Genomic DNA, 14,552 nt, shown 5'->3' on the forward strand with positions numbered 1-14,552 from the left:
GAGGCGTGCCCCGTCCGCGCCCTTGCCGTGCTCGGGCGTCCGGGCCACGGTAGGCGCATGGACTCCTTCGTGCTGCCCCATGAGCTGCACGGCGACGGCGCCCACCGGGTGTTCGCCGTGCACGGCTGGTTCGCCGACCGCTCCGCCTACGCAGCCGTCCTGCCGGACCTCGACCGCGCCTCCTTCACCTATGTGCCGGTCGATCTGCGCGGCTACGGGGAGGCCGCGGACGCCCCGGGGCCGTACACGACGGCTCGGGCGGCCGTGGACCTGGTGGCGCTGGCCGACCGGCTCGGCTGGACCGAATTCTCGGTGATCGGGCACTCCAAGGGCGGCGCGGTGGCCGTGGGGGCACCTCCCACGCCTTCAAGGCAGTGGGGGAGGCTGCTCGCGCTGGCCCCCGGGCGGCTGCGCCGGATCATCGGCGTCTCCCCGGTGCCCGCCTCGGGGATGCCGCTCTCGGGCGAGCAGGGCGCGCTGTTCACGGGCGCGGCGCACCGGGCGGCCGACCGGCGCGCGATCATCGACTTCACCACCGGCGGCCGCCGCCCTGCCGCCTGGCTGGACCGGATGGTCCGGCTGTCGTCGCGACGCAGCGACGCGAAGGCGTTCGGGGCCTGGCTCGACTCGTGGGCGGGCGAGGACTTCCACACCGAGGTGACCGGCAGCGAGGTGCCCGCGCTCGCCGTGGCGGGCGAGCTGGACCCGGCCCTGTCGCCCGAGGTGATGCGCCGGACCTGGCTGTCCTGGTACCGGCACGGCCGGCTCGTCGCCCTGCCCGGGGCCGGCCACTACGCGATGGACGAGACGCCGCTGGAGCTGATCCGGGTGGTGGAGGACTTCCTGCGCGCGGACGGGCGGGACGGGACCGCGCCGGACGGTGCCGGGACGGACGCGGACGGCGGCGGGGTGGCGTGAGCACGGGGACCGCCCGTCCGGTGCCGGACGTCTTCGACCCGCTGCGGTACGCCACCGGGGTGCCGTACGACGCCTACCGCGTGCTGCGCGACGAGCATCCGGTGGTCCGGCAGGAGGAGCCCGAGGTGCTGGGCTGGCCCGCCGGGCCAGGGTTCTGGGCGGTGACCCGGCACGCGGACGTCGTGCGGGTCCTGAAGGACCCGGCCGCGTACTCGTCACACCTGGGTGCCACCCAGATCCGGGACCCCGACCCCGAGGACCTGCCGTTCATCCGGCGCATGATGCTCAATCAGGACCCGCCCCACCACGGCAGGCTGCGGCGGCTGGTGAGCCGGGCGTTCACCCCGGGGCGGATCGAGCGGTTCGCGGCCCTCGCCCGGAACCGGGCGCGGACACTGCTCGCGGCGGCACGGGAGCGGGCCGCGCGCCAGGACGGCACGGTCGACCTGGTGGCGGCCGTCACCGACGAGTACGCGCTGCTCAACCTCACCGATCTGCTGGGGGTCCCGGACGGCGACCGGCGGCTGCTGCTGCGCTGGACACAGCGGGTGATCGGCTACCAGGACCCGGACGAGGCCGCTCCCGTGGTACTGGACGGCTCGGGCAAGCCGCCGAACCCGCGCTCCCCGGCGATGCTGCGGGACATGTTCGCCTACGCGCGCGAACTGGCCGCGCACAAGCGCCGGTACCCCGCCGACGACATCATGACCACACTCGCCACCGACCCCGAACTCACCGGGCCCGAACTGGAGATGTTCTTCTTCCTGCTCACGGTCGCGGGCAACGACACCGTCCGCAGCGCGGCCCCCGGCGGCCTGCTGGCCCTGGCCGAACACCCGGCGTGCTACGAACTCGTGCGCACCGGGAGGACCGGACTCGGCACGGCCGTCGAGGAGTTGCTGCGCTGGCACCCGCCCGTGCTGACCTTCCGGCGCACCGCCGCACAGGACACCGAGCTGGCGGGCCGGCGCATCCCGGCGGGCGACAAGGTCGTGGTCTTCCACGCCTCCGCCAACCGCGACGAGCGGGCCTTCGACGACCCCGGCCGGCTGGACCTCGCCCGCTCCCCCAATCCGCACGTCTCCTTCGGGGACGGCCCGCACGTCTGCCTGGGTGCCCACTTCGCCCGCCTGCAACTGCGGCTGCTCTACGCGGAGGTGCTGCGCGCCCTGCCCGGACTGCGGCCCGCTGGCCCGGCCGAGCGGCTGGTGTCCAACTTCATCAACGGACTCAAGACACTTCCGGTACACATCAGTTGATCCGGTGGGTCGGACCGTCGGTCGGACCGGTCAGTCGACCTGGTCAGTTGACCTGGACCAGCGCGTGCGTGCCGTCCGTACGCCAGCGCTGTCCCGCCGCCACCAGACGCGCCTCGGTGGCGGCGGTCAGTCCGGTGACCACCTCCGACTTCAGGGTGCGCAGCGCGGCCACCGGACCCGGGAAGTAGGCGGTCGCCGCGGCGAAGGAGGCGGTCGGCGGCCGGCGCCGGTCCCCCACCAGACGACGGTAGTTGAGGTCGCCCTTGAAGACGGTGAGGGTGGCGGCGGCGAATTCGGCGCGCAGGTCGTCCGGCATCCGCTCGTACGGCAGCGGGGCGCAGGAGAAGGGGTGGGCGCGCACGGTGAGCCGCCCGTCGGCCATGGCGCGGCGGAGCAGCCGCCCGTGCTCTCCGGCCGCGCCCGGCGCCGTGCGCAGCCGTTCCAGGCCGTCGAGCACATCGGCCATGATCGCGTCCGAGACGTAGTACGGGTGCGGCTTGACGTGCAGCACCGCCCGCGCGATCCGGTCCCCGGCCAGGAGGTGGGCGAGCAGCAGCAGGTCGGGGACGAGTTCGCGGCCGGCGTTGTCCGCGACCAGGACGAGGCCGGCGGTGCCGTCGGGCGGGAGCAGCGACCACAGCCGCTCGCTGTCGTCGGCGACCAGCGCGGGCGCCGGCTCGCGGTCCTCGGCGCCCTCGGCGGACAGCCGGAAACCCAGGTCGGCACGGTTGCCCCAGAGCGATCCGTGCAGCAGGGCGCGGTCCCGCTCCGGCTCCGGCAGGTCCCGCAGGCCGTCGAGGGCGGCGAGCTCCCGGTCGGTCTCCGGCGCGTCCAGCTCCGCGCGCTTGACGGGCCGGAAGGGGTCGATGCCTCGCCAGGGTCCGGGTGCGAAGTAGCCGACGGCTTCGAGGAGGCGGCGGTAGAAGTAGCTCTCGGACCACAGCCACGGCACGTCGAACCAGGACCGTCCGGCGTACTCGGCGAGGCCCCACGCTTGCCACGCCGCCCGGTCCGGGGCGTCGGCGGGCAGGGGTTCCACGGTCCCCTCGGCGCAGTTCCTCAGCAGCTCGTCCAACGCCCGGCGCTGCCCGGGGCCGTACGGGAGGGCGTCCCGCACCTGGCGGATGATCGCCGGGTGCCGCTCGGCGAGCACACCGTGCGGGAAGGACCCGGGTTCGTTGCCGAGAATCACGGATGCGAACGGGGTTTCGGGCATGTCCGTCACCGTACCGCGCGTCTCACGCGGTTCTGATCTCCCGCTCCAGCTGCGTGGCGAGGGTGACGTAGCGGGGGCGGCGGTGCACCGGCACCAGGCCGCGGATCATCAGGTGCCACATCTCGGCGACCCGGCGCGGCAGGCGTCCCACGGGTTCGAAGCGGCCGGCGACGCGGGTGCCGAAGAAGAAGCAGACGAGCGAGTGGGCGGCGGCGGAGACATCGAGGTCCCCGTGCACATCGGCCTCGCGTACGGCCCCGGTGAACTTGCGGGCGGCGAACTCCAGCCATTCGGTGTAGGGGTGGCGCAGCGGCGGCCGTACGGTGACGTCGGCGGTGGCGAGGCGCAGTCCGGCGCGCGGCACCGGGTCGTCCACGGCGAGCCGGGCGATCCCGAAGGTGGTGCGCATCAGGCCCTCCAGGGAGGAGTAGCCGCGGCCGTCGAGATCGGCCACCAGGCGGCGGGCGGCGCGGTTCTCCAGCTCCAGGATCGCGTGCGCCAGGTCCTCCTTGGCGGCGAAGTGGAAGTAGAGGGCGCCCTTGGTGACCTTCGCGTGTGCGACGATGTCGCTCAGACTGGTGGACTCGTAGCCGTGTTGGTCGAACAGATCGGCGGCGGCCGTGATGATCGTGGCCCGGGTCTGTTCGGCGCGTAACTGCCTCGCCATGCTGGGACCCCTCCTCGCGAGACGAACGAACGGGACATGCGGTTTGTTTTTAACCCCTTGCATACGATAACTCACTGAATGACAGCGGGAGTCCCCATGATCGCCACGATACGAGGCGGACGGCCAGGTCCTCAACGACGTCTCACCGGAGGGCCGGAAAAGACCAACTTCCCTGCTCCGTAGGGCAGTAAGCCCCCTTCGGCGGGGCGGCGCACAGCAGGGCGGCGCCGCCGCGATGCCGGAGCGCACCGCGTCGGCGCCGCCTGGGCGCTGCGTTCAGGACGGCCCGAAACGACCGCCCGCGGGACATCAGTTGACGTAGACCGAGGCCCCACCGTCCGTCACCGGCGCGTACTTGGCGCTGAAGTAGGCGGTGGAGAAGCAGAGCGAGGACCCGGAGGTCTTGGTGAACTGCTGGTTGGTGAAGGTGATGCTGTTGTCGGCGTTGGCCGTCGTCCCGGACAGGCTCGGCCCCCGGTAGACGCAGGTGACGCTGCCCAGCAGGGTGCTCAGCTTGACCGTGGACTGGATGACGGAGCCGCTCGGGGGCGTCACGGTGAGGGTGCCACTGGAGGAGGCGGCCGCCGTGTAGGGCAGGTTGTCGATGGTCACGCTGTTGACACCGAGGACACCGATGACGTTGCTGGTGCAGCCGCTGAAGGTCTGCCCGGTGAGGGACTCGGTGGCGGTGCCCGGCGCGGTCGGGTTGGCGGTGACCTTGGCGGTGAACTGGGAGGTGCCGCACTTCACGCCGCTGGTGCCGGTCGAGCTGGAGTAGAAGGTGGCCGAGGTGCCGCTCGCCAGGGGCGCGGTGAGCGTGTCGCCGACCGCGACGGCGGTGCCGCCGGCGCCGCCCGTGGTGAGGACCGTGCCGGCGGCGGAGGCCGGACCGGCCGACACCAGGGCGAGCGCGGTGGCGGTGGCGGTGCCGGCGAGAGCGATGAGGGTGCGCGTACGCATGCGGGTGCCTCTCTGGTGGGGTGGGGAATCGCGGACGTGGGGGGTGGGGGCGGTGCGCGCGGTACGGGGCGGTGCGCGCGGTACGGGGTGGTGCGCTTGCGGCGCGCGGCCGGGTGACGCGATGACGCGGCGGTGCTCCGGCGGTGCGCGGCCGTGCCGGTTCGGTGCGGATGCCGCCGCCGGCGCGGGTCCGTCACGCCTTCTCCTTACGCGACGGACCGGCGACGGCGGCGGGCCGGACACCGGCCGGTACCCGGGGGGAACCGGCCGGGCCGGACGAACAGGGGGTGCCGGTACGGACCCGTGGGGGAGCTGTCCGTGCCGTGATCGCGCCGAGTGCGGGAAGATCGCCGTTCGGGGCGGCCGCCGTCCGAAGGGGCCGGCGTGCCGGGCGGCACGCGTGCCGGGCGGCACGCGTTCCGGACGGTCGGCGCCCGATGGAGCGGGTGCCGCGAAGGGGCCGGGAACGCGGCCGGCGCCCATGGAGGACACGGCCGCCGCCGCTCGGGGATCCGGCGCCACGGATCCGTGGAATCTGAGGAATTTGTAACCCCGTCAACCAACGGCGTCAACCCGTCGGATGCTCCAACACCTCCGCACACGGGGGAAGTTGAGCGCTTCGTGGGGGTCGCACGCACCGCCGACACCCTTTTTTCACATCTCCCTTGACCCCAAAATGTAACCGGCGGTAACTTCCTCGAAAGGCTACCGCCGCGTAACGAGAAAGCCCTTGCACCCGCCGGGAGTGCGAGGAGGCGTCCGCGGCGGCCGCTGTCCGCGCCAGGACATCGCGCCACTGAAGCCCAACCCGCATTGATCCATGCCCACGGGAGCAGACATGGCCTCGTCCCCGGACCCCTCGTCCACCGGCAACACCCCCGAGAACCCGGAAAGCGGTTCACCGTCCGAAGCACCGAGCGGCACCGCGTCGCCCACGGCCGGGAGACGGGGCCGCGTCCGGGCCCGCCGCGCCGCGGTGATGGCGGTGCCCGCCACCCTCGTCGCCGCCGGCCTCGCGGTCCTCACCGCGCAGGGCGCGCTGGGCGTGCAGTTCTCCATCTCCGGCATGCCGTTCACGGTCACCGCGAGCCAGCTGGACGGTACCGGCTTCGAGCAGTTCGGCGGCCTGGACAACATGGCCGACAACAGCCCCAACGCCGGTGACACCGGCGGCCAGGTCCTCATCGTCACCTCGGCGATCAAGAAGGCGACGCTCACCAAGCTGTGCCAGAGCGTCGACCTCGGCGGCACCAACCTGCTGATCACGGCGGGCACCGGCGCGACCAAGGTGAGCGCGTCCGATCTGACCACCGACTCCACCGAGATGTCCGGTGACGCGTCCTTCAACCACATCGAGATCGGCAACGACGCGAGCACGCTGACCGAGGCCGACGCGAAGGGCCCGAAGGGCGTCTTCAGCCAGCAGGCCGACAGCGTGCACATCGACCATCTGCGGCAGACCAACTACGCGACCACGGCAGGGGTGTTCAAGCTGCCGGGTCTCAAGCTGCGCTTCAGCGACTCGGGTTGCTGAGCGCCGTGGAGGACAGTCCCCGGCGGGGACCCCGGCATTCCTTCCGGTCCTGGCGGGCCCGCCGGCCGTTCTGGGGCGGGCTGCTGCTCGCCCTGGCCGGCGGCGAGATCCTGCTGACCGAGAAGGCGTCGCTGAAGGTCGTGATGCACATCGGCATGCAGGGGCTCGCCGGATATCTGCTGCCGGGTCTGATGGCGCTGCTGGGCCTGCTGATCCTCTTCAACCCGGCCCAGCGGCTCTTCTACTCCATCGTCGGGGTGCTGGTGTCGCTGGGCACCTGGGTCACGTCCAACCTGGGCGGCTTCTTCGTCGGGCTGCTGCTCGGCGTCGTCGGCAGCTGCCTCGCCTTCGGCTGGCTGCCGGACCAGGAGCCCCGGGTGGGCCGCCGCGAGCGCCGGCGCCGGAAGCGGGCCCTCGCCGAGGAGGCCGGGACGAGCGCGGTATGACGCCCCGGAACTTTCCGGCCCCACCGTCAGTTTCTACGGTGTTGTAGAAGTTGCCGGTGGGTGCCGCGGGGCACCTGCCGTTGATATGAGGAGCGAGCATGGCCCTGTGGGACCGCGTCAAGGAATCCGCGTCGCAGATGCAGACCCAGCTGGTGGCGAAGAAGAACGACCTGAAGAGCGGTGCCTTCCGGGACGCGAGCATGGCCATGTGCGCCCTCGTGGCCGCCGCGGACGGCACCGTCGACCCCTCCGAGCGCCAGCGCGTGGCCCAGCTCATCGCCACCAATGAGGTGCTCCAGAACTTCCCCGCGGACGACCTGCGCCGCCGCTTCGAGGACAACCTGAACAAGCTCACCACCGACTTCGCCTTCGGCAAGGTGAGCGTCCTCCAGGAGATCGCCAAGGCCAAGAAGAAGCCCGCCGAGGCCCGCGCCGTCATCCAGATCGGCATCGTCATCGGCGGCGCCGACGGCGACTTCGACAAGACCGAACAGGCCGTCGTCCGCGAGGCCTGCTTCACCCTGGAACTCCCGCCGCACGAGTTCGACCTCTGACCGACGCGACGGGGGCGGGGCCGTGACCTTCCGGCCGCGCCCCGCCCCCAGACGTGCCGGTCCGCTCAGTCGAGCCCCGCCGACTTCAGCCACGCCTTCGCCACGTCCAGCGGGTCCTTGTGCTGGAGCTGGACCTGGGTGTCCAGGTCGAGCAGGGTCGTGGTGTCGAGTTTGGCGGAGACCGCGTTCAGGGCGGCGACGCCCTTCTTCGGGAGGGCGGTCTTCGAGACGACGGGCTGGATGTTCTGGAAGCCGAAGAGGTTCTGGGGGTCCTGGAGGACGACGAACTTCTCCTTGGCGATGGTGGGGTCGGTGCTGAAGATGTCGGCGACCTGGACGTCGTTCTTCTTCAGCGCCGTCTGGGTGAGCGTGCCGCCCGCGTCCAGCGCCTTGAAGGACTTGAAGTCGAGGCCGTAGACGGACTTCAGGCCCACCAGGCCCTGCTGCCGGGTCTGGAACTCCGGCGAGCCCCCGATCACCAGGTCCTTGGCGACGGCCTTCAGGTCGGCCGCGCCGGACCGCGCGGTGAGGTGGTACTTCCGCGCGGTCTCGGCGTTGACCGCCAGGGTGTCCTTGTCCTGCGCCGACGAGGGGTCCAGCAGGGTCAGCCGGGAGGCGAGCTTGGCCTTGATCGCCGCCGTGGTCTCCTCGGCGCTCTTCGGCGTCGCCTTGGGGTCGAGATAGGCCAGCAGCGCCCCGTTGTACTCGGGCAGGACGGCGACGGAGCCGTTCTTCAGCAGACCGTAGGTGGTCTCGCGGCTGCCGATGTTCGGCTTGTACGTGACGTCGATCCCCTTGGCCTTGAGCGCCTCGCCGTAGATGTCGGCGAGCAGGTTGCTCTCGGGGAAGTTGTTGGAGCCGACGACCACACCGTGGGACTTGGAGGAGCAGCCCGCGAGCAGGGCCGTCGCCGTCGCGAGCGCGACCACCGCCGCCGTGCCCCGGTTCCTCCGTATGGACCTGCTGATCTGGGTTGTTGAAGTCACTACCTGATCCAATCCGCGGGCTTGACAGCCAGTCAACCGCGCACCCCGCTCTTGTGACGCATTCTTGATGAAGGCCGCGCTGCCGGCCGGGCGGTCAGGCGCTCCTGCGCACGCCCCGGGACACCGTGAGCCGAAAGGCCGCCCAGAACAGCAGGAGGGTCACCAGGGCGAGCCCGGCGACCAGGGCCGCGCCGCCCACGACCTTCTCGTAGTCGCGCTGGTAGAGGCCGTCGATGATGTACCGGCCGAGCCCGCCGAGACCGACGTACGCCGCGATGGTGGCGGTGGAGATGATCTGCACGGCCGCCGTGCGCAGCCCGGAGAGGATCAGCGGCAGCGCGACCGGCACCTCGACCCGGAACAGCACCCGCGCCTCGGACATCCCCAGGCCCCGGGCGGCGTCCACCGGGGAGGGGTCCACGGTGCGCACCGCCTCGTAGGTGGTGACCAGGATCGGCGGCACGGCGAGCACCACCAGCGGGATCATCACCGGCACCAGGCCGAGCCCGATCCACAGGACCATCAGCACCAGCAGCCCGAAGCTGGGCAGCGCCCGCCCCGCCGTGGCGATCAGCGCGAGCGCGTTGCCGCCCCGGCCGTAGTGCCCGGTGACCAGGCCGACGGGCAGCCCTATCACGGCGGCGATCAGCAGCGCCTCCAGGGAGTAGGTGACGTGCTCGGCGAGGCGGGTCGGTATGCCGTCGTAGCCGTGCCAGTGGGCGCCGTCGCCGAAGAAGGCGTGGACGAGGTTCAGTACGTTCACCGGGCGGCGCCCTTCCTCGGCATCCAGGGGGTCAGCAGACGGCGCACGAGGACCAGCAGCGCATCGGCCAGCACGCCCAGCACCGCGGTGGTCAGTACCGAGTTAACGGCCAGGGCGGGCCGGTGGTAGGTGGTGGCGTCGTAGAGCATGTTGCCCAGGGCACCCTGGTTGCCGATGAGCATGCCGACACTGACCAGGGACAGGCTGGAGATGACCGCGACCCGCAGACCGGCGATGATCGCCGGTGCGGCGATGGGGAGTTGCACCTGGAGATAGCGGCGCAGCGGGCCGAAGCCCATCGCCTCGGCGGCGGCCAGCGTCTCCTTCGGCACCGAGCGGACGCCGTCCACGATGCCGGGCACCAGCACCACCAGGCTGTAGACCGCGAGCGGGATCATCACCGTGGTCTCGCTCTGCCCGAAGTAGTCGATGAGGACGACGAAGAAGGCGAGCGAGGGGATGGCGTAGAGCACGGTGGTGAGGCCGAGCACGGGCGGGTAGATCCAGCGGAACCTGGCGCACAGCTGGGCGACGGGCAGCGCGATGAGCAGCCCGGCCAGCACCGGGATCAGCGCCTCGCGCAGATGCAGCCCGACGAGGCCGAGGTAGCTGTACTGGAGGTCGCTCGGCAGGTCGAAGAAGCCGTTCATCGGGCCGCCTCGACAGCGGTGGCCGCCCGGCCGTGTGCGGCGCGGATCGCCTCTCCGATGGCCCGCTGCGACACGACACCCACGGCGCGCCCCTCCCCGTCCACCGCGACCGCCCATCCGGTCGGGGACAGCACGGCCCCGTCCAGGGCGGTGCGCAGCGAGTCGGTGCCGGGCCGGAACGGCCGCCCGTGGTCCAGGAGTCGGTCCCGTTCGAGCGGCACACCGGGCTCGGCCCAGCCGAGCGGCCGTCCCTCGGCGTCGGTGACCAGGAGGTAGGGCGCGTCGGCGCCGGCGGCGAGCCGCTCGGCGTCCGCGTCGAGCGGGACGAGCGGCCCGGTCGCCAGCTCCAGTGCGTCGGCGGGGAAGAAGGACAGCCGCCGGATGCCCCGGTCGGCGCCGAGGAAGTCCTCCACGAAGGCGTCGGCGGGTGCGCTGAGCAGCTCGGCCGGCGGGGCGAACTGGGCCAGCCGGCCGCCCTCGCGCAGTACGGCGACCATGGTGCCCAGTTTGATCGCCTCATCGATGTCGTGCGTGACGAAGACGATCGTCTTGCCCAACTCGTCCTGGATCCGCAGCAGTTCGTCCTGGAGCCCCTTGCGGACCACGGGGTCGACGGCGGAGAACGGCTCGTCCATCAGCAGCACCGGTGGATCGGCGGCGAGTGCGCGGGCCACCCCGACGCGCTGCTGCTGCCCGCCGGAGAGCTGGTACGGATAGCGCTTGGCCAGCGAGCCGTCGAGGCCGACCCGCTCCATCAGCTCCGCGGCCCGTCCGCGCGCCTTCTGCTTGCTCCAGCCGAGCAGCCGGGGCACGGTGGCGATGTTGTCGAGGATGGTGCGGTGCTGGAAGAGCCCCGCGTTCTGGATGACGTAACCCATCGAACGCCGCAGGGAGTCGACCGGCTGCTGCCGGATGTCCGCGCCGTCCAGCAGGATGCCGCCCTCGGTGGGCTCCACCATCCGGTTGATCATCCGCAGGGTCGTCGTCTTGCCACAGCCGGAAGGCCCGACGAGGACGGTGATCGCGCGGTCCGGTATGTCCAGCGACAGCCGGTCGACCGCGACCGTCCCGTCGTCGTACCGCTTCGTGACTGCATCTATCCGTATCAAAACGGCGAACACCCTTCGGGTCTGACAGCTCTCCGCCCGCCCGCGGCCACGGCACGGCCGACGACGCGCGGGCCGTTGCCGCGAAAGTCTAGACGGCAACGGCCCGGTCCATCCGGCCTGTTCGAGGCGGGTCAGCCCTCCTCGGGCGCCAGCCTCAGCGAGATCGAGTTGATGCAGTACCGCTGGTCGGTGGGGGTCGGATACCCCTCCCCCGCGAAGACATGCCCGAGGTGGGAGCCGCAGCGGGCGCAGCGCACCTCGGTGCGGACCATCCCGTGGGAGCGGTCCTCGACCAGCTCCACGGCGTCGGTGTCCTTCGGGTCGAAGAAGGACGGCCAGCCGCAGTGCGAGGCGAACTTGGTCTCCGAGGTGAACAGCTCGGCCCCGCAGGCGCGGCAGGAGTAGACACCCTTGGCCGTGGTGTCCGTGTACTCACCGGTGAAGGCGGGCTCGGTCCCGGCCTGGCGCAGCACCGCGTACTCGTTCGGACTCAGCTCCGCGCGCCACTGCTCGTCCGGCTTCTCGATGTCGTACGACATGGGTCTCAGCCCCTTACTGCTGCGACAGGCGGTCCAGGATCAGCGGGCCCAGGTCGGTCACATCACCCGCGCCCATGGTGAGAACGAGATCACCGGGCCCGGCCATTCCCGCGATCACGGCCGGGATCTCCGCCTTGTCGTGCACCGCGGTGACCTCGGCGCCCGCGGCCCGCGCCGACTCGATGATCAGCTCGCTGGTCACACCCGGGATCGGGTCCTCGCGGGCCGGGTAGATGTCCAGGACCACCGAGGCGTCGGCGAGCGCCAGGGCCTGGCCCATCTCCTTGCCCAGCTCCTGTGTGCGGGAGAACAGGTGCGGCTGGAAGACGACGAGGATGCGGCCGCCGCCCGCGGCGGCCCGCATGGCCTCCAGGTCCGCGGTCATCTCGGTGGGGTGGTGGGCGTAGGAGTCGATCACCTGGACCCCGGCGGCCTCGCCCTTGAGCTGGAGGCGCCGCTTGACCCCGGTGTAGGCGGCGATCGCGGGCGCCAGCTCGGCGGCCGGGATGCCGAGCGCGGCACCGGCGGCGAGCGCGGCTACGGCGTTGAGCGCGTAGTGCCGGCCGGGCACGGAGACCGCGAAGGTCAGTTCCTCGCCGTCGATCACCGCGGTGACCAGGCTCTTCAGGCCCTGCGGGACGATGGCGGTGACCCGCACGTCGGCGTCCGCGGCCTCGCCGTACGTCACCGTCCGCACCGATCCGGCCAGCCGCCGGGTCAGCTCGCGGGCGCCCTCGTGGTCGGCGGAGATCACCAGGGTGCCGCCGGGCACGATCTTGCCGGCGAAGGTCTCGAAGGACTCGTAGATCTCGTCCATCGAGGCGTAGTTGGCGTGGTGGTCCAGCTCGACGTTGAGGACGATGGCGACCTCGGGCGCGTACTTGTGGAAGCTGCGGTCCGATTCGTCCGCCTCGGCGACGAAGATGTCGCCCGTGCCGTGCAGCGCGTTGGAGCCGGGCTCGTTCAGGTCGCCGCCGATGGCGTACGACGGCTTCAGGCCCAGCTCGCCGAGCGAGACGGCCAGCATCGAGGTGGTGGTCGTCTTGCCGTGGGTGCCCGCCACGGCGATCGGGCGCAGCCCCGTCATCAGCGCGGCCAGCGCGTCCGAGCGGTGCACGACCGGGATGCCCAGCTCGGCGGCGCGGGCCAGCTCCGGGTTGTCCTCGCGGATCGCCGAGGACACGACGACACAGCCGGCGTCGTCGGCGAGGTGCCCGGCGGCGTGCCCGAGGTGCACGGTGACCCCGAGCGCCCGCAGCGCCCGCGCGGTCGCCGAGTCCTTGGCGTCGCTGCCGGCGACCTCGGCCCCGCGCTGGGCGAGGATCTTCGCGATCCCCGACATCCCGGCGCCGCCGATGCCGATGAAGTGCGGTCGGTCCATGGCGGCAGGAAGGCCGGGTGCCATGCGTTTCTCCCCAGAGACGGTACGAGCCAGAGCGGGGCCTAGCCTATGCGCTCGGCCCCCGCCTCCGTCGAAGCCCCTGCGCTTCGCCGTGGGAAAACGGCCGCGCGCCGCCGTGGGAGAGCGGCTACGCCTTGCTGTGGGAGAACAGCTTCAGCACCGGGACCCCCACCTTGTGCCGGGCCCGCGAGGCCCAGTCCCGGTGGAAGAACTCCTCCACGTAGTGCGGATCGGTGAGCACGATCACCTCGTCCGCGCCCACCTCCGCCACCATCGCCTTCAGCGCGTCCAGCGGATGGTCCTCGACCAGCCGCCCGTCCGCCGCGCTGCCCGAGGCCCGCAGGGCGGTGAGGGACACGTCCAGGGCCTGCCGGCCGACGCTGCGCGCGTCCTCTCCCTCCGGGGTCTCGTGCTCGCGCACCGCCTCGTCCAGTTCGCCGAGCGCGATGTCGTCGATGGCCCGCAGCAGGCGGTCCGCCTGGTCGCCGCGCGGCTGGAGAAGCACATGGAAGGCGACCGGCTCGTCGCCGTGCAACGTGGTGACGAACTCGACGTCCGCGGACGTCATTGCCTTCTCGATCATCAGAACGCTTGTGAACACCAAACGCCTCTTCTCCTCCGTGGGCCGTGGCCAGCCCCCTGCGGAAACCATTTTCCCCCGCGCCTGCCCGGATACTGCGCGTCTAAGTGTGCCCGTCGCAGACCAAACGGAACGGTACATTCCGCCGATTTCAGGGCCGACGGTAACGACTGAACAGAAATCCGTCCTCCTCCAGGAGGGACACGAGTTCGAATCGGTGCGGCACGGCGACCGACGGCCCCCCGGCGACGCGCGGCGCGCCCCCCGCGACGAGCGTCGGCGAGAGGGTCAGGCACAGCTCGTCCAGCAGACCGGCGGCGATCAGCTGGCCGAGCAGCCGGGGCCCGCCCTCGGTGAGCAGCCGGTGGTGGCCGAGCCCGGCGAGGGCGCGTACGGCACGCTCGGGGTCGACGCCCGCCCCCTCGCCCGCGACGACCACCCGGGCGCCGGCCTTCTCGGCGGCGGCGACCTTCTCGGGCGCGGCCGCGGCGCCGGTGAGGATCAGCGTGGGCACCAGGGGCGAGGTGAACAGCGGGAGCGAGAAGTCCAGGTCCAGGCCGGCCGTGACGACCGCGACGGCCGGTGCGGGGCCCTGGCCGGCCGCCGCCCGCGCCGCGGCGAACTCGGCCCGCGCGCGGGCCGGACGGTACCCCTCCTGCCGTACCGTTTCCGCACCGACGACCACGACATCCGCGAGCGCCCGCAGCGTGCCGAAGATCCGCATGTCGGTGGCGCCGGAGATGGGCTGGGAACGTCCGTCGTGCTCGGCGGCGCCGTCGAGCGAGGACACCATGTTGCCGCGCAGCCAGGGCCGCTTCGCCGGGTACGCGTAGGCGGCGGCCAGCTCGGCGAGGCTCCACTCGCGGTCGGCGGTCAGGGCGGCGCTCCCGCTCCCGCCGTCTTTGCCGGAGGTCCGGGCCGGTGTCTCGTCGGTCACAGGGAACAGGCGTCGCATGTCGTGCAGTGTGA

At 72.0% G+C, this 14,552-nt stretch carries 16 protein-coding genes; 5 read left to right on the forward strand and 11 right to left on the reverse strand.

Features of this window, described 5'->3' with window-relative positions; all coding sequences use genetic code 11:
• The first annotated feature begins 57 nt into the window (after positions 1–57).
• Positions 58–918: an alpha/beta fold hydrolase gene (locus VT52_RS11085; protein WP_046419301.1), complete on the forward strand. Its 861-nt coding sequence runs from the start codon at positions 58–60 to the stop codon at positions 916–918.
• Positions 915–2,177 (forward strand): cytochrome P450, encoded by a 1,263-nt coding sequence (locus VT52_RS11090; RefSeq protein WP_046419303.1) that lies wholly within the window; start codon positions 915–917, stop codon positions 2,175–2,177. Before VT52_RS11085 ends, VT52_RS11090 begins: the two co-directional genes overlap by 4 nt.
• Positions 2,178–2,220: 43 nt before the next feature.
• Here the strand turns inward: VT52_RS11090 and VT52_RS11095 are convergent, their stop codons facing one another.
• The 3 genes from VT52_RS11095 to VT52_RS11105 form a co-directional block, all read right to left on the reverse strand.
• Positions 2,221–3,393, reverse strand: a complete 1,173-nt coding sequence (locus VT52_RS11095; RefSeq protein ID WP_046419386.1) for a damage-control phosphatase ARMT1 family protein — start codon at positions 3,391–3,393, stop codon at positions 2,221–2,223.
• 22 nt (positions 3,394–3,415) lie between these two features.
• Positions 3,416–4,060, reverse strand: a complete 645-nt coding sequence (locus VT52_RS11100; protein WP_037655450.1) for a ScbR family autoregulator-binding transcription factor — start codon at positions 4,058–4,060, stop codon at positions 3,416–3,418.
• A 309-nt stretch (positions 4,061–4,369) separates the two neighbouring features.
• Positions 4,370–5,020, reverse strand: coding sequence for a hypothetical protein (locus VT52_RS11105; protein ID WP_046419308.1), 651 nt, complete (start codon positions 5,018–5,020; stop codon positions 4,370–4,372).
• 838 nt (positions 5,021–5,858) lie between these two features.
• Here VT52_RS11105 and VT52_RS11110 point away from each other — a divergent pair.
• The 3 genes from VT52_RS11110 to VT52_RS11120 all read left to right on the forward strand — a co-directional run bounded on the left by VT52_RS11110 (position 5,859) and on the right by VT52_RS11120 (position 7,554).
• Positions 5,859–6,554: a DUF6230 family protein gene (locus VT52_RS11110; RefSeq protein ID WP_046419314.1), complete on the forward strand. Its 696-nt coding sequence runs from the start codon at positions 5,859–5,861 to the stop codon at positions 6,552–6,554.
• A gap of 5 nt (positions 6,555–6,559) precedes the next feature.
• On the forward strand, positions 6,560–7,000 hold the full coding sequence (locus VT52_RS11115) for a DUF6114 domain-containing protein (protein WP_206306486.1): 441 nt from the start codon (positions 6,560–6,562) through the stop codon (positions 6,998–7,000).
• Positions 7,001–7,098: 98 nt separating this feature from the next.
• Positions 7,099–7,554 carry a tellurite resistance TerB family protein gene (locus VT52_RS11120; RefSeq protein WP_046419317.1) on the forward strand — a complete coding sequence of 152 codons (456 nt, stop codon included), beginning with the start codon at positions 7,099–7,101 and terminating at the stop codon, positions 7,552–7,554.
• Between the two features lie 65 nt (positions 7,555–7,619).
• On the opposite strand, the gene VT52_RS11125 is transcribed toward VT52_RS11120, so the two are convergent.
• The 8 genes from VT52_RS11125 to VT52_RS11160 form a co-directional block, all read right to left on the reverse strand.
• Positions 7,620–8,540 carry an ABC transporter substrate-binding protein gene (locus tag VT52_RS11125; protein WP_046419319.1) on the reverse strand — a complete coding sequence of 307 codons (921 nt, stop codon included), beginning with the start codon at positions 8,538–8,540 and terminating at the stop codon, positions 7,620–7,622.
• A 94-nt stretch (positions 8,541–8,634) separates the two neighbouring features.
• Positions 8,635–9,303: an ABC transporter permease gene (locus VT52_RS11130; RefSeq protein WP_046419321.1), complete on the reverse strand. Its 669-nt coding sequence runs from the start codon at positions 9,301–9,303 to the stop codon at positions 8,635–8,637.
• The gene (locus tag VT52_RS11135) at positions 9,300–9,953 is read right to left on the reverse strand and encodes an ABC transporter permease (RefSeq protein WP_046419322.1); all 654 of its coding nucleotides are present in this window, start codon (positions 9,951–9,953) and stop codon (positions 9,300–9,302) included. Before VT52_RS11135 ends, VT52_RS11130 begins: the two co-directional genes overlap by 4 nt.
• Complete coding sequence (locus VT52_RS11140) at positions 9,950–11,062, reverse strand: ABC transporter ATP-binding protein (protein WP_046419325.1); 1,113 nt, start codon at positions 11,060–11,062, stop codon at positions 9,950–9,952. Before VT52_RS11140 ends, VT52_RS11135 begins: the two co-directional genes overlap by 4 nt.
• Positions 11,063–11,193: 131 nt before the next feature.
• Positions 11,194–11,601, reverse strand: coding sequence for a peptide-methionine (R)-S-oxide reductase MsrB (msrB, locus tag VT52_RS11145; RefSeq protein WP_046419327.1), 408 nt, complete (start codon positions 11,599–11,601; stop codon positions 11,194–11,196).
• A 13-nt stretch (positions 11,602–11,614) separates the two neighbouring features.
• A complete protein-coding gene (murC, locus tag VT52_RS11150) occupies positions 11,615–13,006 on the reverse strand; it encodes a UDP-N-acetylmuramate--L-alanine ligase (RefSeq protein WP_046419330.1) in 1,392 nt (463 codons plus the stop codon).
• Positions 13,007–13,130: 124 nt separating this feature from the next.
• Positions 13,131–13,604: an indole-3-glycerol phosphate synthase gene (locus tag VT52_RS11155; RefSeq protein WP_206306487.1), complete on the reverse strand. Its 474-nt coding sequence runs from the start codon at positions 13,602–13,604 to the stop codon at positions 13,131–13,133.
• A gap of 130 nt (positions 13,605–13,734) precedes the next feature.
• Positions 13,735–14,538, reverse strand: coding sequence for a pyrimidine reductase family protein (locus tag VT52_RS11160; protein WP_046419388.1), 804 nt, complete (start codon positions 14,536–14,538; stop codon positions 13,735–13,737).
• Positions 14,539–14,552 lie beyond the last annotated feature (14 nt).

It is taken from the genome of Streptomyces malaysiense, assembly GCF_000980885.2.
GTDB classification, from domain to species: Bacteria; Actinomycetota; Actinomycetes; order Streptomycetales; family Streptomycetaceae; genus Streptomyces; species Streptomyces malaysiense.

What these genes read in the sequence shown, in the direction of transcription:
- VT52_RS11085 (WP_046419301.1), top strand. Translation starts at nt 58, where the DNA reads ATGGACTCCTTCGTGCTGCCCCATGAGCTGCACGGCGACGGCGCCCAC.
- VT52_RS11095 (WP_046419386.1), bottom strand. Translation starts at nt 3,393, where the DNA reads ATGCCCGAAACCCCGTTCGCATCCGTGATTCTCGGCAACGAACCCGGG.
- VT52_RS11100 (WP_037655450.1), bottom strand. Translation starts at nt 4,060, where the DNA reads ATGGCGAGGCAGTTACGCGCCGAACAGACCCGGGCCACGATCATCACG.
- VT52_RS11105 (WP_046419308.1), bottom strand. Translation starts at nt 5,020, where the DNA reads ATGCGTACGCGCACCCTCATCGCTCTCGCCGGCACCGCCACCGCCACC.
- VT52_RS11110 (WP_046419314.1), top strand. Translation starts at nt 5,859, where the DNA reads ATGGCCTCGTCCCCGGACCCCTCGTCCACCGGCAACACCCCCGAGAAC.
- VT52_RS11120 (WP_046419317.1), top strand. Translation starts at nt 7,099, where the DNA reads ATGGCCCTGTGGGACCGCGTCAAGGAATCCGCGTCGCAGATGCAGACC.
- VT52_RS11135 (WP_046419322.1), bottom strand. Translation starts at nt 9,953, where the DNA reads ATGAACGGCTTCTTCGACCTGCCGAGCGACCTCCAGTACAGCTACCTC.
- msrB (WP_046419327.1), bottom strand. Translation starts at nt 11,601, where the DNA reads ATGTCGTACGACATCGAGAAGCCGGACGAGCAGTGGCGCGCGGAGCTG.
- murC (WP_046419330.1), bottom strand. Translation starts at nt 13,006, where the DNA reads ATGGCACCCGGCCTTCCTGCCGCCATGGACCGACCGCACTTCATCGGC.
- VT52_RS11160 (WP_046419388.1), bottom strand. Translation starts at nt 14,538, where the DNA reads ATGCGACGCCTGTTCCCTGTGACCGACGAGACACCGGCCCGGACCTCC.